The following is a 16905-nucleotide window of genomic DNA, read 5'->3' as shown; positions in this document are numbered from 1 at the left end:
TCAGGCTCCAAAGAGGTCTTGTCCGTCGGAACGGCTCGAAGGCGGCGTCACGCCCAGGTGCCGGTACGCCGCCAGCGTGGCGATGCGCCCGCGCGGCGTGCGCTGCAGGTAGCCCTGCTGGATGAGATAGGGCTCGATCACGTCCTCGATGGTGTCGCGCTCCTCGCCGATGCTGGCCGCCACGTTGTCGAGGCCCACCGGGCCGCCGTCGAAACGGTGGATGACGGCTTCGAGCAGCTTGCGGTCCATCAGGTCGAAGCCCTGCGGGTCGACGTCGAGCATGGCCAGCGCCTTGTGCGCGATTTCTTCGGTGATGCGGCCATTGCCCTTGACCTCGGCGTAGTCGCGCACGCGGCGCAGCAGGCGGTTGGCAATGCGGGGCGTGCCGCGCGAACGACGGGCGATCTCGAAGCCGCCGGTTTCGTCGGTCTCCACCTTGAGCAGGCGGGCGCTGCGGGTCACGATCAGCGCCAGCTCTTCTGGCGTGTAGAACTCCAGCCGCGCGACGATGCCGAAGCGGTCGCGCAGCGGGTTGGTCAGCATGCCGGCGCGGGTGGTGGCGCCCACCAGGGTGAAGGGCTGCAGGTCGAGCTTGATGCTGCGCGCCGCGGGGCCCTCGCCGATCATGATGTCGATCTGGTAGTCCTCCAGCGCGGGGTACAGGATTTCCTCGACGACCGGGCTCAGGCGGTGGATCTCGTCGATGAAGAGCACGTCGTTGGGCTCCAGGTTGGTCAGCAGCGCCGCCAGGTCCTTGGGCTTTTCGAGCACGGGGCCGGAGGTCTGGCGCAGGTTGACGCCCAGTTCGGCCGCGATGATGTGCGACAGCGTGGTCTTGCCCAGGCCCGGGGGGCCGAACAGCAACACGTGGTCGAGCGCCTCTTTGCGCTTGCGCGCGGCGCCGATGAAGATTTCGAGCTGCTCGCGCACCTTGGCCTGGCCGACGTACTCGTCGAGCAGCTTGGGGCGCAGGGCCCGCTCGATCGCCTCTTCGTTGGGCGATGCGGGGGCTGCGGACACCACGCGTTGGGGGGCGGGCGCGAAGTCGTCTGTCTGGATGGTCATTGGGTAAGGGTCTGCGTCGGCAAGTTTAGTCCTTGGGCCAGACTGGCAGAATGCTTCGGCACATAACAAACGAGGGGAAGCCAGCACGTGTCGATCTACGAACTGAAGCCGCGTTTCCAGGCCCTGCTGCGGCCGCTGGTGGTCCGCCTGCATGCGATGGGCGTCACCGCCAACCAGGTCACGATGGCGGCATGCGTCGTTTCGGTCGCGCTCGGGCTCTGGCTCTTCTTCGCGGCGCCCTCGCTGGCAGCCTTCGGGCTCATTCCACTTTGGATGTTCCTTCGCATGGCCTTCAACGCCATCGACGGCATGCTGGCGCGCGAGCACAACCAGCAGAGCAAGCTGGGCGCTTTTCTCAACGAACTGACCGACGTGGTCTCCGACGCGGCGCTGTACCTGCCCTTTGCGCTGGTGCTGCCTTTCAGCGGCTTCTGGGTCGGCACGGTGATCGTGCTGGCCGGGCTGAGCGAATTCGCTGGCGCGCTGGGCCCCACGGTGGGCGCCTCGCGCCGCTACGACGGTCCGCTGGGCAAGAGCGACCGGGCCTTCGTGTTCGGCGCACTCGGCCTCTACGTGGCGCTGGGCTTGCCGCTGCCGGGCTGGACGGCCTGGCTGATGCCGCTGCTTGCGGTGCTGGTGGCCTGGACCACCGTCAACCGCATCCGCCGCGCGCTGGCCGAGGCCGACGCCGCAGGCCGCCACTGAACAAGCTCCTACAAGATTTCACAGGGATTCAATGAACGACACCACTCCACGCGCTCCGAACGAGCTTCATTTCCAGACGCACGACGGCGAATCGCTTTTCTACCGCCACTGGCCAGCCACCGGCGCCACGCGGCGCGGCGCCATCGTGCTGTTCCATCGCGGCCATGAACACGGCGCGCGCATGGCGCACCTGGTCGACGAGCTGAACCTGCCCGACTTCGACTTCTTCGCCTGGGACGCCCGCGGCCACGGCCGCTCGCCCGGGCAGCGCGGCTACAGCCCGAGCTTCGGCACCTCGGTGCGCGACGTGCAGACCTTCGTGCAGCACATCGGCACGGCACACGGCGTGCCCGAGCAGGACATCCACGTGGTCGCGCAGAGCGTGGGCGCGGTGCTGATCGCCACATGGGCGCACGACTACGCGCCCAAGGTGCGCGGGCTCACGCTCGCCTCGCCGGCCTTCAAGGTCAAGCTCTACGTGCCGTTCGCGCGCGCCGGGCTCGGGCTGATGCACAAGCTGCGCGGCCTGTTCTTCGTCAACAGCTACGTGAAGGCGAAGTTCCTCACGCACGACCCCGAACGCATCGCCAGCTACGAGAGCGATCCGCTGATCTCTCGGCCCATCGCGGTCAACATCCTGCTGGGCCTGTACGAAGCCGCTGACCGCGTGGTGGCCGACGCCAATGCGATCACGCTGCCGGTGCAGCTGCTCATTTCGGGCGCCGACTGGGTGGTGCACCACAAGCCGCAGCACCAGTTCTTCGAGCGGCTGGGCAGCGCGGTGAAGACCAAGACCGAGCTGCCCGGCTTCTTCCACGACACCCTGGGCGAGAAAGACCGGGCGCCGGCCGTGGCGCAGATCCGCGAATTCATCCTGCAGCGCTTCGACGAGCCGGCCGTGCCGGTGGACCGCCGCGAGGCGCACCTGAGCGGCGATACGGCCGACGAGTCGCGTGCGCTGGCCGAGCCGCTGGCGCCCCTGTCACCGCGCGGCGCCTACTGGGCCATGACCCGCGCAAGCCTGAAGCTGGGCGGCACGATGTCGGAAGGCATCAAGCTCGGCCACGCCACCGGCTTCGACTCGGGCAGCACGCTCGACTACGTGTATCGCAACCATCCGCAGGGCAGCTCCGCCATCGGCCGCTCCATCGACAAGACGTACCTGGACTCCATCGGCTGGCGCGGCATCCGCCAACGCAAGATCCACGTCGAGGAGTTGCTACGCATTGCAATGGAGCGCCTGGCCGACATGCACCGCGAGGTGCGCGTGATGGACATCGCCGCCGGCCACGGCCGCTACGTGCTCGACGCGGTACTGGCCAGCCCCGTCAAGGCCAGCTCCATCCTGCTGCGCGACTACAGCGACATCAACGTGCGCGATGGCCGGGCGCTCATCGCCGAGAAGGGCCTGGAGGACGTCGCGCAGTTCGTGCAGGCCGACGCCTTCGACCGCATGAGCCTCGCGAGCGTATTGCCGCGGCCCACGCTGGCCGTGGTGTCGGGCCTGTACGAGCTGTTCCCCGACAACGAGATGGTGCGCCGCTCGCTCGCGGGCGTGGGCGACGCGGTGGAAGACCGCGGCTACCTCGTCTACACCGGACAGCCCTGGCACCCGCAGCTCGAGATGATCGCGCGCGCCCTCACCAGCCACCGCCAGGGCGAGGCCTGGGTGATGCGCCGCCGCACCCAGTACGAAATGGACCAGCTGGTGGAAGAAGCGGGCTTCCGCAAGATCGACCAGCGGGTCGACGAGTGGGGCATCTTCACGGTGTCGCTGGCAGTGCGCGTCACTCAATGACCGCCTGGCTGGCGCAACGGCCCTGGAAGCGCGCCGCCGCATGGCTGGTGTTTCTGGGGCCGCTGTTCTATGCGACCTATGGTTTCGCCAACTGGTGGGCGACCACGCGGGCGAACGTGCCGTCGATGGCTTTCGAGTGGGAGCGGCAAGTGCCGTTCTGGCCGTGGACGATCTTTCCTTACTGGACGATCAACGTCTTCTATGCGCTGTCGCTGTTCCTGGCGCGCAGCCGGCACACACTCGACCGGCACGCGCTGCGGCTGGTCACGGCCACGCTCGTCGCCTGCAGCTGCTTCATCCTCTGGCCGCTGCACTTCAGCTTCGGGCAGCCGCCAGTCGACGGGGCGCCGGCCTTTCTGTTCAACGCGCTGCGCGGGTTCGATCAGCCGTTCAACCAGGCGCCTTCGCTGCACATCGCGCTGGCCGTGATCCTGTGGGATTGGTATCGGCAGTTCATCCGGCCCCTCTGGGCGCGGCTGGTGCTGCATGTGTGGGCCTTCGCCATCTGCGCGTCGGTGCTCACGACGTGGCAGCACCACTTCATCGACATTCCGACCGGTGCCCTGCTCGGCCTGCTCTGCGTATGGCTGTGGCCGCTGGAGCGCGTGGTGTCGATGCCGCGCGTGTGGCGCATCACGCGCGATGTGCAGCGCTGGAAGCTGGCGGGTTTCTATGCAGTGGGCGCGGCGCTGTTCCTGGCGGCCGCGCTGTACGGCGGTGGCGTCGCGCTGTGGCTCGCATGGCCGGCTGCGTCGCTGGCGCTGGTGGCGTTGAACTACATCGGCTTCGGCGCACGCGGCTTCCAGATGGACGGCCGTGGCCGCATGGGTTGGGCCGCGCGCTGGATGCTGGCACCCTACCGGCTCGCCGCCGCCATCAACGCCTGGCTCTGGACGCGCAAGCTGCCGGCTTCGGTCGAAGTGGTGCCGGGCCTGCGGCTGGGCCGACGGCCGACGCACGCCGAATGGCTGGCCGCCGGGCAGCCCCGGCTGGTGAGCCTGTGCGCCGAGCTGCAGATGCCCGCGGGCGTCCCGCATGCGCACTGCGTGCCGCTGCTCGACCTGACGGTGCCGCCAACCGTGCGCCTGCAGCGCGCGGCGGCCGTCATCGAAGGCCAGCGCCGGAACGCGGACGGTGCCACAGTGTGGGTCTGCTGCGCGCTCGGCTTCTCGCGCAGCGCTGCGGCGGTGATCGCCTGGCTGGGCCGCTACGGCCCGGCCGGCAGCGTCGCCCAGGCCGAGGACACGGTGCGCCGCGCACGGCCGCAGATCGTGCTGCGGGGTGCCTGGCGGGTGTCACTGGAGCCGTTCAAACCTTTGCCGGAGGTACCGCCCCATGACCGATGACAACGACCGAACCACCTGCGCCGCACTGGCGGGCCTGCTTCGCGCCATCGCGCTGCTGGGCCTCTGGGGCTTCGCGCTCACCTGCATCTCGGCGCTGGTGCTTGCGCTGACGCTGCGCTCGCTCTCGACCACGGCCACCATGGGCTTCGGCGCGGTCGTGATCCTCGGCGCGCTGGAGCGCTACTTCGCGTTCCGGCTGCGCTTCGACGAAGCGCTGTTCGACGGCCTCGCGCGCAACACCGTCGCTTCGCTCGAAGCGCTCGACAAAGCGCTCTCAACGCTCGGACTGCGCGAGCCACCGCCGTCGCAACACAACACCACACGCCCGCTCGACGACCGCGTGCAGGGCACCCGACAGCTCATGCAGCGCCATGCCATCGTCGTGGCCTGCCAGAGCGCCTTGTTCCTCCTTGCCTTGATGACACAGGACCTCTCTTGACCGAAGAAAACAACAAGAACAACGACAAGCCCGAAAGCACCGTGCTGCGGCGCGGGCTCGCCATCGTGGCGGGCAAGCTGATCATCGGCGCGGCCGGGCTGCTGACCGGGGTGCGCGCCATCTGGTCGGGCACCACGCCGAAGGCCGAGCAGACGCTGTACTTCGCCAACCACACGAGCCACGGCGACTTCGTGCTGCTGTGGGCCACGCTGCCGCCCGATCTGCGCGCGCTCACGCGGCCGGTGGCCGGGCAGGACTACTGGATGGCCTCGAAGACGCGCCAGTTCATCGGCGCCGACGTGTTCAATGCGCTGATGATCCGCCGCGACGGATCGGGCCAGGGCGAGAACCCTGTCGAGCAGATGAAGGAGGCGCTGGACGCCGGCGACTCGCTCATCATGTTCCCCGAGGGCACGCGCAACACGGGCGACGAGATCCTGCTGCCGCTGAAAAGCGGGCTCTTCCACCTGGCGCGCGCCTGCCCCAACGTGCGGCTGGTGCCCGTGTGGATCGAGAACCTGAAGCGCGTGCTGCCCAAGGGCACGCTGGTGCCTATTCCGCTCGCGTGCACGGTGCGCTACGGCGCGCCGATCAAGCTGGCCGAAGGAGAAGACAAGAACACCTTCATCGCTCGCGCGCGCACGGCGATGCTCGACCTGCGCCCCGAATACGACCGCATCGAACAACAAAACGAACAAAGCAACGGAGGGAGCGCCTCGTGATCGAACTCTCTCCCTTCGCGTGGACCACGCTCAAGCTCTTCGGCGGCGTGGCCGGCGTGCTGATACTGGCCTCGGCCATCGGTGCGTTGCTCAAGTGGCGCGTGGCGCACGGCCAGCCGCATTCGGTAATCGACAACCTCAACTCGCGCGTCAATGCGTGGTGGGTGATGGTGGCGGTGATCGGCATTGCCTTTGCCTTCGGCAAGGGCGGCGTGATCGTGCTGTTCTATCTGATCTCGTTCTATGCGCTGCGCGAGTTCATCAGCCTGGCCTACACGCGGCGCGGCGACCACGCGCCGATCGCGCTGGCTTTCTACCTCGCGCTGCCGGGGCAGTATTTCCTGATCTGGATCGACTGGTACGGGCTCTACGCGATCTACATCCCGGTCTATGCCTTCCTGCTGCTGCCCATCCTGGCGGCGGTCGGCGGCGACACGCGCCGCTTCCTTGAGCGCACCTCGAAGATCCAGTGGGGGCTGATGGTGTGCGTGTTCTGCATCAGCCATGTGCCGGCGCTGCTCACGCTGCAGATTCCCGGCTTCGAAGGCCGCAACCTGCTGCTGATCGCGTTCCTGGTGATCGTGGTGCAGGGCAGCGACGTGCTGCAGTACGTGTGGGGCAAGCTCTTCGGCAAGCGCAAGGTGGCGCCCGAACTGTCGCCCTCCAAGACCTGGGAAGGCCTGATCGGCGGCGTAGCGAGCGCCACCGCGCTGGGCGCGGCGCTGTACTGGGCCACGCCGTTCAACCCGTGGCAGGCGGCGCTGATGGCGCTCACGATCTGCCTGATGGGCTTCTTCGGCGGATTGGTGATGTCGGCCATCAAGCGCGACCGCGGCGTGAAGGACTGGGGTTCGATGATCGAAGGCCATGGCGGCATGCTCGATCGGCTCGACTCGGTGATCTTTGCAGCGCCCATCTACTTTCACGCGCTGCGCTACTGGTGGGTGCCATGACCACGAAGACGGCAGAGCGCATTCCGCACGACACGCCGATCGAGTGCACCAATGCCGCGTCGTGGACACGCTGGCTCAAGCGCCACCACACGACCGCCGCCGGCGTATGGCTTCGCATCGCGAAGAAGGACAGCGGCATCGCCTCCATCGACCACCCCGCCGCACTCGAGGAAGCGCTGTGCTACGGCTGGATCGACGGCCAGCGCAAGAGCGAGGACGCGCAGTATTTCCTGCAACGCTTCACGCCGCGCACCAAGCGCAGCATCTGGTCGCAGATCAACCGCACCAAGGTGCTGAAGCTCATCGACGAAGGCCGCATGCAGCCGGCCGGACTGGCCGAGATCGAGCGCGCGAAGGCCGACGGGCGCTGGGATGCGGCCTACGAAGCCGCGAGCGTGGCGACAGTGCCGCCCGATCTTCAGGCCGCGCTGGACGCGAACAAGAAAGCTGCGAAGTTCTTCGCCACGCTGGATGCGCGCAACCGCTTTGCGGTGCTGTTTCGTACTCAGGGGGCGAAGAAGCCCGAGACCCGGGCGCGGCGCATCGAGAAGTTCGTCGAGATGCTGGCGAAGGGCGAGAAGATCTATCCCTGAGCGGCGCGAACGCTACGCGCCCGTCCGCTGGAGTTCGTACTCGCCGGGCTTGTAGGGGCCCATGGCCACGCCGATGTCCCACAGCTTCAGCGCACCAGGCAACACGGCCTGGCTGCCAACCTTGGCAACACCGCGCTTTCGGATTTCGCGGTTGAGACGGGACGAGAAGGACGTGATCCTGCCGAAGTCCCAGGCCTCGACACCGCCGAGAACGTCCACAGTATCCGACCACGTCTGTGCGCGCTTCATCGAGTTGTGATTGGTGTGCGAGTTTTCCAGTCGCGCATCGCCCTCGGAGGCCGAGCCCAGGTACAGCTGCACCAAACCCCAGCCATCGGCGTTGTAGCGGAAGGTGGCACCACCGCAAGCCTGCGGGTTCAGAGTCACGCGGCGCGGCACGAAGGTGGGGCCCGCGCCGCGCACATACAGCTGGAGATGCACGGCGCGCCACCTCTTGCCATTGGGGTAGCTGCGCTCGAACTGCGCGAGCACCTCGGTCGCCGAGCGGAAGCATTTCAGCGGCTGCTCGAAGTCGGATGCGAGTTCGTACACATCACAGGCTTCTTCGGCGAACAGCCACGAGAGCAGGCCCTCGTGGTCGTCCTTCGTGGCGTAGAAGTCGCAGTTGGGCATGTCGCCGGTCCTCGCGCCGTTGCGACCTACTTCGCGAGCGACTTGAGGGCCATCTTGATCCCCTCGCTCACCGTCGCATCCTTCGGCAGCGCCTTGAGCGCAAGCGCGGCCTCCTTGTCGCTGTACCCCAGCGCGATCAGCGCCTGGAGAATGTCCGCCTGCGCATCGGAAGCCGCATGCGCCGGCAGGCCGATGTCAGCGCCGAGCTTGCCCTTGAGTTCAAGCAACAGCCGCTCGGCGGTCTTCTTGCCGATGCCCGGAATCTTCACGAGCCGGCCGAGTTCCTGCGTCGTGATCGCCTGCGAAAGCTCGCCCACGCTCATGCCCGAGAGCAGGCCCAGCGCGGTGCGCGGCCCCACGCCGGTGATCTTGATGAGCTGGCGAAAGGCTGCCCTTTCCTCCGCAGTGCCGAAGCCGTAGAGAATCTGCGCGTCCTCGCGCACGACGAAGTGCGTGAGCAGCGAGACCTTCGCGCCGAGGTTCGGCAGGTTGTAGAACGTGCTCATCGGCACGTCGACCTCATAGCCGACTCCGTTGCAGTCCACAACTACCTGCGGTGGGTTGCGTTCGGCCAGCGTGCCGGTCAGTTTGCCTATCATGGGTGCCCTTTTTCCTTGAAATGTCCGGCGTGATTCTGCGACACACCTTTACCCCACTGAACAATTCGCGCCTCGGCCACCTGTGCGGACCTCTGGACGCCCACCTGCGCCGCATCGAAGAGGCGTTGGGCGTGAAGATCGCGCACCGTCACGAACAGTTCAAGGTCGACGGCCCCAAGGCCTCCGCGCAGCGCGCAATGGACGTGCTGCAGGCGCTGTACGAAATTGCCCAGCGGCCCATTGACGCGGCGGTGGTGCAGCTCACGCTGGCCGGCGACGGCGGAATGCTCGAGGGCGACGACGACATTGCGATGCTCGTCACCCGCCGCACCGACCTGCGCGCGCGCACACCCACGCAGGCGCTGTACCTCGACAACATCGCCAAGCACGACATCACCTTCGGCATCGGTCCGGCCGGCACCGGCAAGACGTATCTCGCAGTGGCCTGCGCGGTCGATGCGCTGGAGCGCGCCGCGGTGCAGCGCATCGTGCTGACGCGGCCCGCGGTGGAAGCAGGCGAGCGGCTGGGCTTTCTGCCGGGCGACCTGACGCAGAAGGTCGACCCGTACCTGCGCCCGCTGTACGACGCGCTCTATGACCTGATGGGCTACGAGAAGGTGCAGAAGGCCTTCGAGCGAAATGCGCTCGAGATCGCGCCGCTGGCCTTCATGCGCGGGCGCACGCTGAACAACGCCTTCGTGATCCTCGACGAGGCACAGAACACCACGCCCGAGCAGATGAAGATGTTCCTCACACGCATCGGCTTCGGCGCGCGCGCGGTGGTGACGGGCGACGTGAGCCAGATCGATCTGCCCAAGCAGCAGTTGAGCGGGCTGATCGACGCCGAACGCGTGCTCAAGCGAGTGAACGGCATCGCCATGACGCACTTCACGAGCGTGGACGTGGTGCGCCACCCGCTTGTGGCGAAGATCGTCGATGCCTACGACGGCCAGCGCAAGCGCGCGGGAGCCCACTGAGATGGCCGCATCCGCACTTCCCGCACTTTCGCTCTCGCTGCAATTCGGCCGCTTCAAGGGCGTGGAGCGCCATCGCGCCGCGCTGCCGCGCCACAGCGTGACGCGCTGGATCCGCCATGCGCTGGACATCGACGGCGAGATCACAGTGCGCATCGTCGACGCCGACGAGGGCCAGCGCCTCAACCGCGAGTTTCGCGGCAAGGACTACGCAACCAACGTGCTGACCTTCGACTACGCGCAAAGCCCGCTGGTGATGGCCGACCTGGTGCTGTGCGCTCCGGTGGTGGCGCGCGAGGCGAAGGAAAACCGCAAGACGCTGGCCGATCACTACGCGCACCTGCTGGTGCACGGCACGCTGCATGCGCAGGGCTGGGACCACGAGACCAGCGAGGCCGACGCTGACGAGATGGAGGCCTACGAAATCGAGATCCTCGCGGGACTGGGCATTCGCAGCCCGTACGGCAAATAAATAACGGTCGCCGCTACGCCGTCATCTGCAGCGGGATGGTGACGGGCCCGTCGTTCAGCAGGTGCACCTGCATGTCGGCACCGAACTCGCCGGTGGCCACCACCGGGTGCGCGGCCCGCGCCTGCGCCACGAAGTATTCGTAGAGCCGGCGGCCTTCGTCGGGCGGCGCGGCCTGGGTGAAGCTGGGGCGGTTGCCGCCGCTCGCGTCGGCCGCCAGCGTGAACTGGCTCACCACCAGCAGGCCGCCGCCGATGTCCTGCACGCTGCGGTTCATCTTGCCGGCCTCGTCCGAGAAGATGCGCAGCTTGAGGATCTTGGCGAGCATGCGGTCGGCGAGTACGTCGACGTCGCCGCGCTCTGCGCACAGCAGCACGAGCAGGCCCGCGTCGATGGCGCCGACGGTGCGGCCGGCAATGTCGACGCGCGCATTTGCCACGCGTTGGAGAACAGTTTTCATAAGGCGTGATGTTCGCCGGCCTGGGTGGCGCGGGCTTCCATGGTCAGGGGCAGGAGCTGGATCGTCACGCGCAGGCCGGGCACGGCGTCCATCAGGGCCTGCTCCAGTTGGTCGCGCATGTTGGCGGCATGCAGCAGGGTCCAGTCGCCGGGCACGTGCATGTGCAGGTCGGCAAAGCGGCGCTGGCCGGCGCTGCGGGTCACCATGTCGTCGAAGCGCAGCCGCGTGCCTTCGGGCATGCGGGCGGCGAAGGCGTCGAGGGTGGCGCGCACGGTGGCGAGGGTTTCGGGGTCGAGGGCTTCGTCCATCAGGCCCTGCGACGAGCGCCACACCAGCTTGACGCCCTCGCGCACGATATTGAGCGCCACGCCGATGGCCAGCAACGGGTCGAGCCAGAGCCAGCCGCTGAGCTGCACGCCGACGATGCCGACCACCACGGCGGCGGAGGTCCAGACGTCGGTCATCAGGTGGCGGCCGTCGGCCTCCAGCGCGATCGAACGGTGCGTGCGTGCCGCGCGGAAGAGCATGAAAGCCAGCCCTGCGTTGAAGCCCGAGCTGAGCACCGACAGCGCCAGGCCCCAGCCCAGCTGCTCCAGCGGCTGCGGCGACAGCAGGCGCTGGATGGACACCCAGAGGATCGCAATGGCCGCACCAACGATCAGGATGCCTTCGAAGCCCGAGGAAAAGTACTCGGCCTTGTGGTGGCCGTAGGGATGGTCGTCGTCGGCGGGCCGCTCGGCGATGGTCACCATGGCCAGCGCGAACATGGCGCTCGCCAGGTTCACGAAGGACTCCATCGCGTCCGAGATCAGGCCCATCGAATTCGTCATGTAGCCAGCCAGGCCCTTGAGCACAATCGTGATCAAAGCCACGGCAACTGACACGCGCAGCAGCGTCTTGGGGGTCAACGTCATGCAAAAACCATGGGAATTGGGCAGAAGGCAACGCAAAAAGCGGTAAAAGGCCGCAAGAACTGCCTGAATTATCGGCTCCGTGTCTACATGTAACGCCTTCGCATTAATAATTTGCGACCAACGCGAAACTGTCCTTCGCAGAGAGCCCAGATGATGAAAAACCTCGTGATCGCCTTGGGCGGCCTCGCCATTGTGGCCTCGGCCGCGCTGGCACAAGCCCAGACGCCATCGGCCGCTCCCGTGGCGGCGCCACCTGCCGCAGCCGCGTCCGCACCGGCGCCTGCTACAGCCGCCCCCGCCGCCAAGGCGGATCCCCAGGCGGGCTTCGTGAAGTTCGTGCGCGGCAACGTGCAACTGCTCAACGGCGCCGGCGCCACCCGCGCGGCCAGCCCCGGCGACGCGCTGGGCGCCGTGGACCGCATCGTGACCGGCCCCGACTCCTCGGCCTCCGTGGTGCTGCGCGACGACACGACACTGGTGGTCGGCCCCTCGTCGCGGCTCGACCTGAAGGAATTCCACTTCGACGGCACGACGCACGAAGGCGGCATGCTGGTCTCGCTGCTGCGAGGCTCCATGCGCATGATCACCGGCCTGATCGGCAAGACCAATCCCGACGCAGTGCGGGTCGAGACGCAGACGGCCACCATCGGCATTCGCGGCACCGACTTCATCGTGCAAGCCGACGGCCAGCCATGATGAAGACTCCCAAGCCCCAACAGTCCCGCCTCGCATTCCTTCTTCCGGCCGCGCTGGCCGCCCTGCTGCTGGCCGCATGCTCGACGCCCGGCACGCGGGTGGTGCTGCTGCCGCAGGCGGACGGCAAGCCATCGGCAGTGGTGGTGCGCGCCAAGGACGGAGAAGAAGTGCTTTCCACGCCTTACCAGCGCGCCACGGCCGCAGTGGGCGCAAAGGGCGCTCCGGTGGTCGACCAGGCCGATCCGGCCAAGGTGCAGGCAGAGAACAAGCCGCTGTTCGACATGCGCCCGCCTCCGCCGCAGCGCTACACGGTGTATTTCGAGCTCGGCGGCACCACGTTGACGCCGGCTTCGCAGCAGATCATGACCGAGGCGCTGGCTGCGGCGTTGGCGCGCAGCGGCGGCGACATCGTGGTCACGGGCCACACCGACACCAAGGGCAGCGGCGAGCAGAACGACCAGTTGTCGCGTCGTCGGGCGCAGGAAGTGGTCCAGCTCTTCGTGGAGCGCCAGTTCCCGGCCAACCGCATCGAGGCCGTGGGCCGCGGCGAGCGCGACCTGGCCGTTCCGACCGCCGACGAGGTGGACGAGCCGCGGAACCGGCGCGTCACCATCGAGGTTCGCTGAAAGCCCCTCAGCTCAGGGTCACACGGGCGAACTTGCGCTTGCCGACCTGCACCACGTAGCTGCCTGCGGGCAGCTTCAGCGCCTTGTCGCTGACCACGGCTGAGTCGATACGCACGCCGCCACCGTCGATCAGGCGATTGCCTTCCGAGGTCGAAGGCGCCAGGTTCGCCTGCTTGAGCAGTTGGGCGATGCCCAGCGGAGCACCCGACAGCGACACCTCCGGAATCTCGTCCGGCACGCCACCCTTGCTGCGGTTGATGAAATCCTGCTCGGCCGCGTCCGCCGCCGCCGCACTGTGGAAGCGCGTGGTGATTTCCTTGGCCAGCGCGACCTTGGCGTCCTTCGGATTGCGGCCGCCCTCGATCTCGGCCTTCAGCGCCGCGATCTGCTCCAGCGACTGAAAACTCAGCAGCGTGTACCAGCGCCACATCAGGTCGTCGGAAATCGACAGCACCTTGGCGAACATGGTGTTGGCGTCTTCGCTGATGCCGATGTAGTTGTTCTTGCTCTTCGACATCTTTTCGACGCCGTCGAGCCCTTCCAGCAATGGCATAGTGAGTATGCACTGCGGTTCTTGGCCATATTCCTGCTGGAGATGACGACCGACGAGCAGGTTGAACTTCTGGTCGGTGCCGCCCAGTTCGAGGTCGCTCTTGAGCGCGACCGAGTCGTAGCCCTGCATCAGCGGGTAGAGGAATTCGTGCACCGAGATCGACTGGCCGCCCTTGAAGCGCTTGTTGAAGTCGTCGCGCTCCATCATCCGGGCCACCGTGTACTTGGCGGCGAGCTGGATCATGCCGCGCGCGCCCAGGGGGTCGCTCCACTCGGAGTTGTAGCGGACTTCGGCGATATCGACGTTCAGCACCAGGCGCAGCTGGTCGAAGTAGGTCGCCGCATTGGCCTCGATCTGCTCGCGGGTCAGCGGCGGCCGGGTGCTGTTGCGCCCGGACGGGTCGCCGATGGTGGTGGTGAAGTCGCCGATCAGCGGGATCACCGTGTGGCCCAGGTCTTGCAACTGGCGCATCTTGTTGAAAACCACCGTGTGACCCAGATGAATATCCGGTGCCGTCGGGTCCAGGCCGAATTTGATGCGCAGGGGGGTCCCGGTGGCTTCGGAGCGCTGGAGCTTGCGCACCCACTCGTCCTGCGGCAGCAGCTCGTCAGCGCCGCGGAGGGATATTTCTAGCGCGCGTCCTACACTATTTGAGAGGCTCATGGATGTAACAGATTCGGCCTTTACGGGCTTTTTTAGCTGACTTTGGGGGTGCCGAAGCTATACTCAGCCCGACTTTTCAAGCGCCGAATTCTAAGCGGCGCTTTTTTCCGCACCGTCTGCTGCCGCCCTGAACGTACTGGGCCTTGCAGCACGGATTTGCAGAACCTGAGCTGGAATTCACAGTTTGATCAACGGCATTCTTGCCGCCGAGGAGCTACTCGCTTCTCGCGTGGCCTATACATTCCGGACGTACCCCAAGCAGATCACCGCGGTCATTGCTGCCGCGCTGCTGAGCGCCGGCACCCTCGCGGTGGCATCGCTCGGTCCTGACGCATCCGACCTCCCGGTCCACCAGATTCTCGAAGCGACGGCGCCAATATCGTTCGCCGACCAGAGCGAATCGCTCGAAAACTTCAGCTTCACCCTGTTCCGCACCGACGTCACCCGTTCGAGCGACACGGCCGAGGCCCTGATGAAGCGCCTGGGCATTTCCGACCCGGCCGCCACCGCCTTCGTGCGCAGCAGCGTGGAAGCCCGCAACGCGCTGTTCTCGCGCGCCGGCCGCACCGTGACGGCCGAGGCCACGCAGGAAAACCAGCTCAAGAAGCTCAGCGCCCGCTGGATTCCCGACGGCGACGGCGGCTTCAAGCGCTTCGTCATCGAACGCACGCCCACCGGCTTTGCCGGCGTGACCGAGCGCGACATGCTCACGCCGGGCACGCGCCTAGCGAGCGGCACCATCCGCACCTCGCTGTTCGCCGCCACCGACGACTCGCGCATTCCCGACGCGGTGGCAAGCCAGCTGGCCGACATCTTCGCGGGCGACGTCGACGTGCGCGCCCTGCGCAAGGGCGACCGCTTCGCCGTGGTGTACGAAACCTTCGAAGCCGACGGACAGGCGCTGCGCAGCGGCCGCGTGCTGTCGGCCGAGTTCGAGAACAACGGCAAGATCCACCAGGCCGTCTGGTTCCAGCCTCCGGGCGCGGGCCAGAAGGGCAGCTACTACCGCCCGAACGGCGACAGCCTGCGCAAGGCCTACCTGGCAACACCGGTCGAGTTCTCGCGCGTGTCCAGCGGCTTCGCGATGCGCATGCACCCGATCCTGAACAGCTGGCGCCAGCACAACGGCATCGACTACGCGGCACCCACCGGCACCTCGGTGCGCTCGGTCGGCGACGGCACGGTCGATTTCGCGGGCACGCAGAACGGCTACGGCAACATCGTCATCATCAATCACCGCAACAACCAGCAGACGGCGTACGCGCACCTGAGCCGCATCGACGTCAAGGCCGGCCAGGCCGTGAGCCAGGGCCAAACGGTCGGCGCGGTGGGCTCCACCGGCTGGGCCACCGGCCCGCACCTGCACTTCGAATTCCGCGTGGGCGGCGTCTATCAAGACCCGGCTTCCATCGCACAGGAAGGCGGCGCGCCGATCACCGCCGCCATGCGCCCGGCCTTCGAGCGTGTCGCCGTGGGTGCGCGCACCGAGCTGGCGGCTGCCTTCTCGGTCATCCAGGCCAGCGCCGACTGATTCCGTCGCGCGGCCGGCCTCTCCAGCCCTGATCCAAAGATGGCCGCCGAACTTTTCATCGGCCTGATGTCGGGCACCTCGCTCGATGGCGTCGATGGCGTGCTCGCCGACTTTTCCGGTGGCCGCATCGCGGTGCAGGCCTACGCCACGGGGCAGTTCCCTGTGACCTTGCGCGCCGAACTGCTCGCGCTCAACACTGCCGGCGACAACGAACTGCATCGCGCGGCACTTGCCGGCAACGGGCTGGCACGTGCGTATGCCGGTGTCGTCGCCCAGTTGCTGGCGGACAGCGGCACCGACGCCAAGGCCGTCACCGCCGTCGGCGCTCACGGCCAGACGGTGCGCCACCGGCCGCTCGAGTTCGACGAGGTCGGCTACACCCTGCAAGTCAACAATCCCTCGCTGCTGGCCGAACTGACCGGCATCGACGTGGTCGGCGACTTCCGCAGCCGCGACCTCGCGGCCGGCGGCCAGGGTGCGCCGCTGGTGCCAGCCTTTCATCGCGCGCTGTTCGCACGGGCCGACGAGACGGTCGCGGTGCTGAACATCGGCGGCATTTCCAACCTGAGCCTGCTGCCGGCCACGAATACGGCGGGCGGCGCCAGCGTGCTCGGCTTCGACTGCGGCCCCGGCAATGCGCTGATGGATCACTGGTGCCAGACCAACCAGGGCCAGCCCTTCGACCGTGGCGGCCAATGGGCTGCCAGCGGGCAGGTGCTGCCCGCCCTGCTCTCGCAGTTGCTGGCCGACCCGTACTTCGCCAAGACGCCGCCGAAGAGCACCGGGCGCGACCTGTTCAACCCGACCTGGCTCGCCGCGCAACTCGGCACCACGACGATGGCGCCTGCCGATGTGCAGGCGACACTGGCCGAATTGACCGCACAGGTTTGTGCGGCGGACGTGAAGAACTATGGAAAAGATAGCAAGCTGCTGATCGTCTGCGGCGGTGGCGCGCTGAACGACCATCTGCTAGACCGCCTGCGCGCCCTGCTGCCTGGCATCCATGTGGCGGCTTCGACCGATCACGGCCTGCCGCCCCAACAAGTCGAGGCGGCGGCGTTTGCATGGCTTGCCCGCGCGACCGTCCGGCGCGAGGCAGGCAATCTGGCCAGCGTGACCGGCGCACGCGGGGCACGAGTACTCGGCGCGATCTACCCCGCCTGATT

The 16905-nt window shown here is 67.2% G+C and carries 19 protein-coding genes; 13 read left to right on the top strand and 6 right to left on the bottom strand.

The features are described 5' to 3' along the window. Positions 1–1065, bottom strand: coding sequence for a Holliday junction branch migration DNA helicase RuvB (gene ruvB / locus BMW87_RS20975; RefSeq protein ID WP_093056682.1), 1065 nt, complete (start codon positions 1063–1065; stop codon positions 1–3). A gap of 87 nt (positions 1066–1152) precedes the next feature. Here ruvB and BMW87_RS20970 point away from each other — a divergent pair, with 87 nt between their 5' ends. The 7 genes from BMW87_RS20970 to BMW87_RS20940 are packed head-to-tail and all read left to right on the top strand — an operon-like array spanning position 1153 to position 7621. After that, the gene (locus tag BMW87_RS20970) at positions 1153–1770 is read left to right on the top strand and encodes a CDP-alcohol phosphatidyltransferase family protein (RefSeq protein ID WP_093056683.1); all 618 of its coding nucleotides are present in this window, start codon (positions 1153–1155) and stop codon (positions 1768–1770) included. A 31-nt stretch (positions 1771–1801) separates the two neighbouring features. Next, a complete protein-coding gene (locus BMW87_RS20965; RefSeq protein WP_093078423.1) occupies positions 1802–3568 on the top strand; it encodes a bifunctional alpha/beta hydrolase/class I SAM-dependent methyltransferase in 1767 nt (588 codons plus the stop codon). Next, on the top strand, positions 3565–4914 hold the full coding sequence (locus BMW87_RS20960) for a phosphatase PAP2/dual specificity phosphatase family protein (RefSeq protein ID WP_093078421.1): 1350 nt from the start codon (positions 3565–3567) through the stop codon (positions 4912–4914). Before BMW87_RS20965 ends, BMW87_RS20960 begins: the two co-directional genes overlap by 4 nt. Continuing rightward, complete coding sequence (locus BMW87_RS20955) at positions 4904–5353, top strand: hypothetical protein (RefSeq protein ID WP_093056686.1); 450 nt, start codon at positions 4904–4906, stop codon at positions 5351–5353. The genes BMW87_RS20960 and BMW87_RS20955 overlap by 11 nt, the downstream gene beginning before the upstream one ends. Further along, positions 5350–6075, top strand: a complete 726-nt coding sequence (locus BMW87_RS20950) for a lysophospholipid acyltransferase family protein (RefSeq protein ID WP_371127381.1) — start codon at positions 5350–5352, stop codon at positions 6073–6075. Before BMW87_RS20955 ends, BMW87_RS20950 begins: the two co-directional genes overlap by 4 nt. After that, positions 6072–7028, top strand: a complete 957-nt coding sequence (locus tag BMW87_RS20945; protein ID WP_093056687.1) for a phosphatidate cytidylyltransferase — start codon at positions 6072–6074, stop codon at positions 7026–7028. Before BMW87_RS20950 ends, BMW87_RS20945 begins: the two co-directional genes overlap by 4 nt. Then, a complete protein-coding gene (locus tag BMW87_RS20940) occupies positions 7025–7621 on the top strand; it encodes a YdeI/OmpD-associated family protein (RefSeq protein WP_093078420.1) in 597 nt (198 codons plus the stop codon). Before BMW87_RS20945 ends, BMW87_RS20940 begins: the two co-directional genes overlap by 4 nt. 12 nt (positions 7622–7633) lie before the next feature. On the opposite strand, the gene BMW87_RS20935 is transcribed toward BMW87_RS20940, so the two are convergent. After that, a complete protein-coding gene (locus BMW87_RS20935; RefSeq protein ID WP_093078418.1) occupies positions 7634–8254 on the bottom strand; it encodes a hypothetical protein in 621 nt (206 codons plus the stop codon). Positions 8255–8280: 26 nt separating this feature from the next. Next, complete coding sequence (gene ruvA / locus BMW87_RS20930; protein ID WP_093056689.1) at positions 8281–8853, bottom strand: Holliday junction branch migration protein RuvA; 573 nt, start codon at positions 8851–8853, stop codon at positions 8281–8283. 20 nt (positions 8854–8873) lie between these two features. On the opposite strand from ruvA, the gene BMW87_RS20925 reads away from it, so the two are divergent. Beyond that, positions 8874–9830, top strand: coding sequence for a PhoH family protein (locus tag BMW87_RS20925; protein ID WP_177142377.1), 957 nt, complete (start codon positions 8874–8876; stop codon positions 9828–9830). A gap of 1 nt (position 9831) precedes the next feature. Further along, positions 9832–10299, top strand: a complete 468-nt coding sequence (ybeY, locus tag BMW87_RS20920; RefSeq protein ID WP_093056690.1) for an rRNA maturation RNase YbeY — start codon at positions 9832–9834, stop codon at positions 10297–10299. Positions 10300–10312: 13 nt separating this feature from the next. Here the strand turns inward: ybeY and dtd are convergent, their stop codons facing one another. Further along, positions 10313–10756: a D-aminoacyl-tRNA deacylase gene (gene dtd, locus BMW87_RS20915; RefSeq protein ID WP_093078417.1), complete on the bottom strand. Its 444-nt coding sequence runs from the start codon at positions 10754–10756 to the stop codon at positions 10313–10315. Beyond that, entirely contained in the window at positions 10753–11670 is a 918-nt protein-coding gene (locus BMW87_RS20910; protein ID WP_093078415.1) for a cation diffusion facilitator family transporter, read from the bottom strand. The genes dtd and BMW87_RS20910 overlap by 4 nt, the downstream gene beginning before the upstream one ends. 150 nt (positions 11671–11820) lie before the next feature. On the opposite strand from BMW87_RS20910, the gene BMW87_RS20905 reads away from it, so the two are divergent. Both BMW87_RS20905 and BMW87_RS20900 read left to right on the top strand, forming a co-directional pair. After that, entirely contained in the window at positions 11821–12366 is a 546-nt protein-coding gene (locus BMW87_RS20905) for a FecR family protein (protein ID WP_093078414.1), read from the top strand. Then, positions 12363–12992: an OmpA family protein gene (locus BMW87_RS20900; RefSeq protein ID WP_256216853.1), complete on the top strand. Its 630-nt coding sequence runs from the start codon at positions 12363–12365 to the stop codon at positions 12990–12992. The genes BMW87_RS20905 and BMW87_RS20900 overlap by 4 nt, the downstream gene beginning before the upstream one ends. Positions 12993–12999: 7 nt before the next feature. Here BMW87_RS20900 and tyrS read toward each other — a convergent pair whose 3' ends face one another. Further along, positions 13000–14208: a tyrosine--tRNA ligase gene (gene tyrS / locus BMW87_RS20895; RefSeq protein ID WP_093056694.1), complete on the bottom strand. Its 1209-nt coding sequence runs from the start codon at positions 14206–14208 to the stop codon at positions 13000–13002. A 184-nt stretch (positions 14209–14392) separates the two neighbouring features. Between tyrS and BMW87_RS20890 the strand changes: the two genes are divergently transcribed. Next, positions 14393–15739: a M23 family metallopeptidase gene (locus BMW87_RS20890; protein ID WP_093056695.1), complete on the top strand. Its 1347-nt coding sequence runs from the start codon at positions 14393–14395 to the stop codon at positions 15737–15739. 39 nt (positions 15740–15778) lie between these two features. Beyond that, positions 15779–16903, top strand: a complete 1125-nt coding sequence (locus BMW87_RS20885) for an anhydro-N-acetylmuramic acid kinase (RefSeq protein WP_093078412.1) — start codon at positions 15779–15781, stop codon at positions 16901–16903. The last annotated feature ends 2 nt before the right edge of the window (positions 16904–16905 follow it).

The sequence above is a fragment of the Variovorax sp. OV084 genome, from assembly GCF_900111625.1.
GTDB lineage: Bacteria > Pseudomonadota > Gammaproteobacteria > Burkholderiales > Burkholderiaceae_C > Variovorax.
The sequence above is the reverse complement of the archived record's forward strand: the minus strand, read 5'-3'. Positions and strand labels throughout refer to the sequence as shown.

Coding starts and splice junctions, on each gene's coding strand:
- ruvB (WP_093056682.1), bottom strand. CDS start 1,065: ATGACCATCCAGACAGACGACTTCGCGCCCGCCCCCCAACGCGTGGTG.
- BMW87_RS20965 (WP_093078423.1), top strand. CDS start 1,802: ATGAACGACACCACTCCACGCGCTCCGAACGAGCTTCATTTCCAGACG.
- BMW87_RS20960 (WP_093078421.1), top strand. CDS start 3,565: ATGACCGCCTGGCTGGCGCAACGGCCCTGGAAGCGCGCCGCCGCATGG.
- BMW87_RS20955 (WP_093056686.1), top strand. CDS start 4,904: ATGACCGATGACAACGACCGAACCACCTGCGCCGCACTGGCGGGCCTG.
- BMW87_RS20940 (WP_093078420.1), top strand. CDS start 7,025: ATGACCACGAAGACGGCAGAGCGCATTCCGCACGACACGCCGATCGAG.
- BMW87_RS20935 (WP_093078418.1), bottom strand. CDS start 8,254: ATGCCCAACTGCGACTTCTACGCCACGAAGGACGACCACGAGGGCCTG.
- ruvA (WP_093056689.1), bottom strand. CDS start 8,853: ATGATAGGCAAACTGACCGGCACGCTGGCCGAACGCAACCCACCGCAG.
- BMW87_RS20925 (WP_177142377.1), top strand. CDS start 8,874: ATGTCCGGCGTGATTCTGCGACACACCTTTACCCCACTGAACAATTCG.
- ybeY (WP_093056690.1), top strand. CDS start 9,832: ATGGCCGCATCCGCACTTCCCGCACTTTCGCTCTCGCTGCAATTCGGC.
- dtd (WP_093078417.1), bottom strand. CDS start 10,756: ATGAAAACTGTTCTCCAACGCGTGGCAAATGCGCGCGTCGACATTGCC.
- BMW87_RS20910 (WP_093078415.1), bottom strand. CDS start 11,670: ATGACGTTGACCCCCAAGACGCTGCTGCGCGTGTCAGTTGCCGTGGCT.
- BMW87_RS20905 (WP_093078414.1), top strand. CDS start 11,821: ATGATGAAAAACCTCGTGATCGCCTTGGGCGGCCTCGCCATTGTGGCC.
- BMW87_RS20900 (WP_256216853.1), top strand. CDS start 12,363: ATGATGAAGACTCCCAAGCCCCAACAGTCCCGCCTCGCATTCCTTCTT.
- tyrS (WP_093056694.1), bottom strand. CDS start 14,208: ATGAGCCTCTCAAATAGTGTAGGACGCGCGCTAGAAATATCCCTCCGC.
- BMW87_RS20885 (WP_093078412.1), top strand. CDS start 15,779: ATGGCCGCCGAACTTTTCATCGGCCTGATGTCGGGCACCTCGCTCGAT.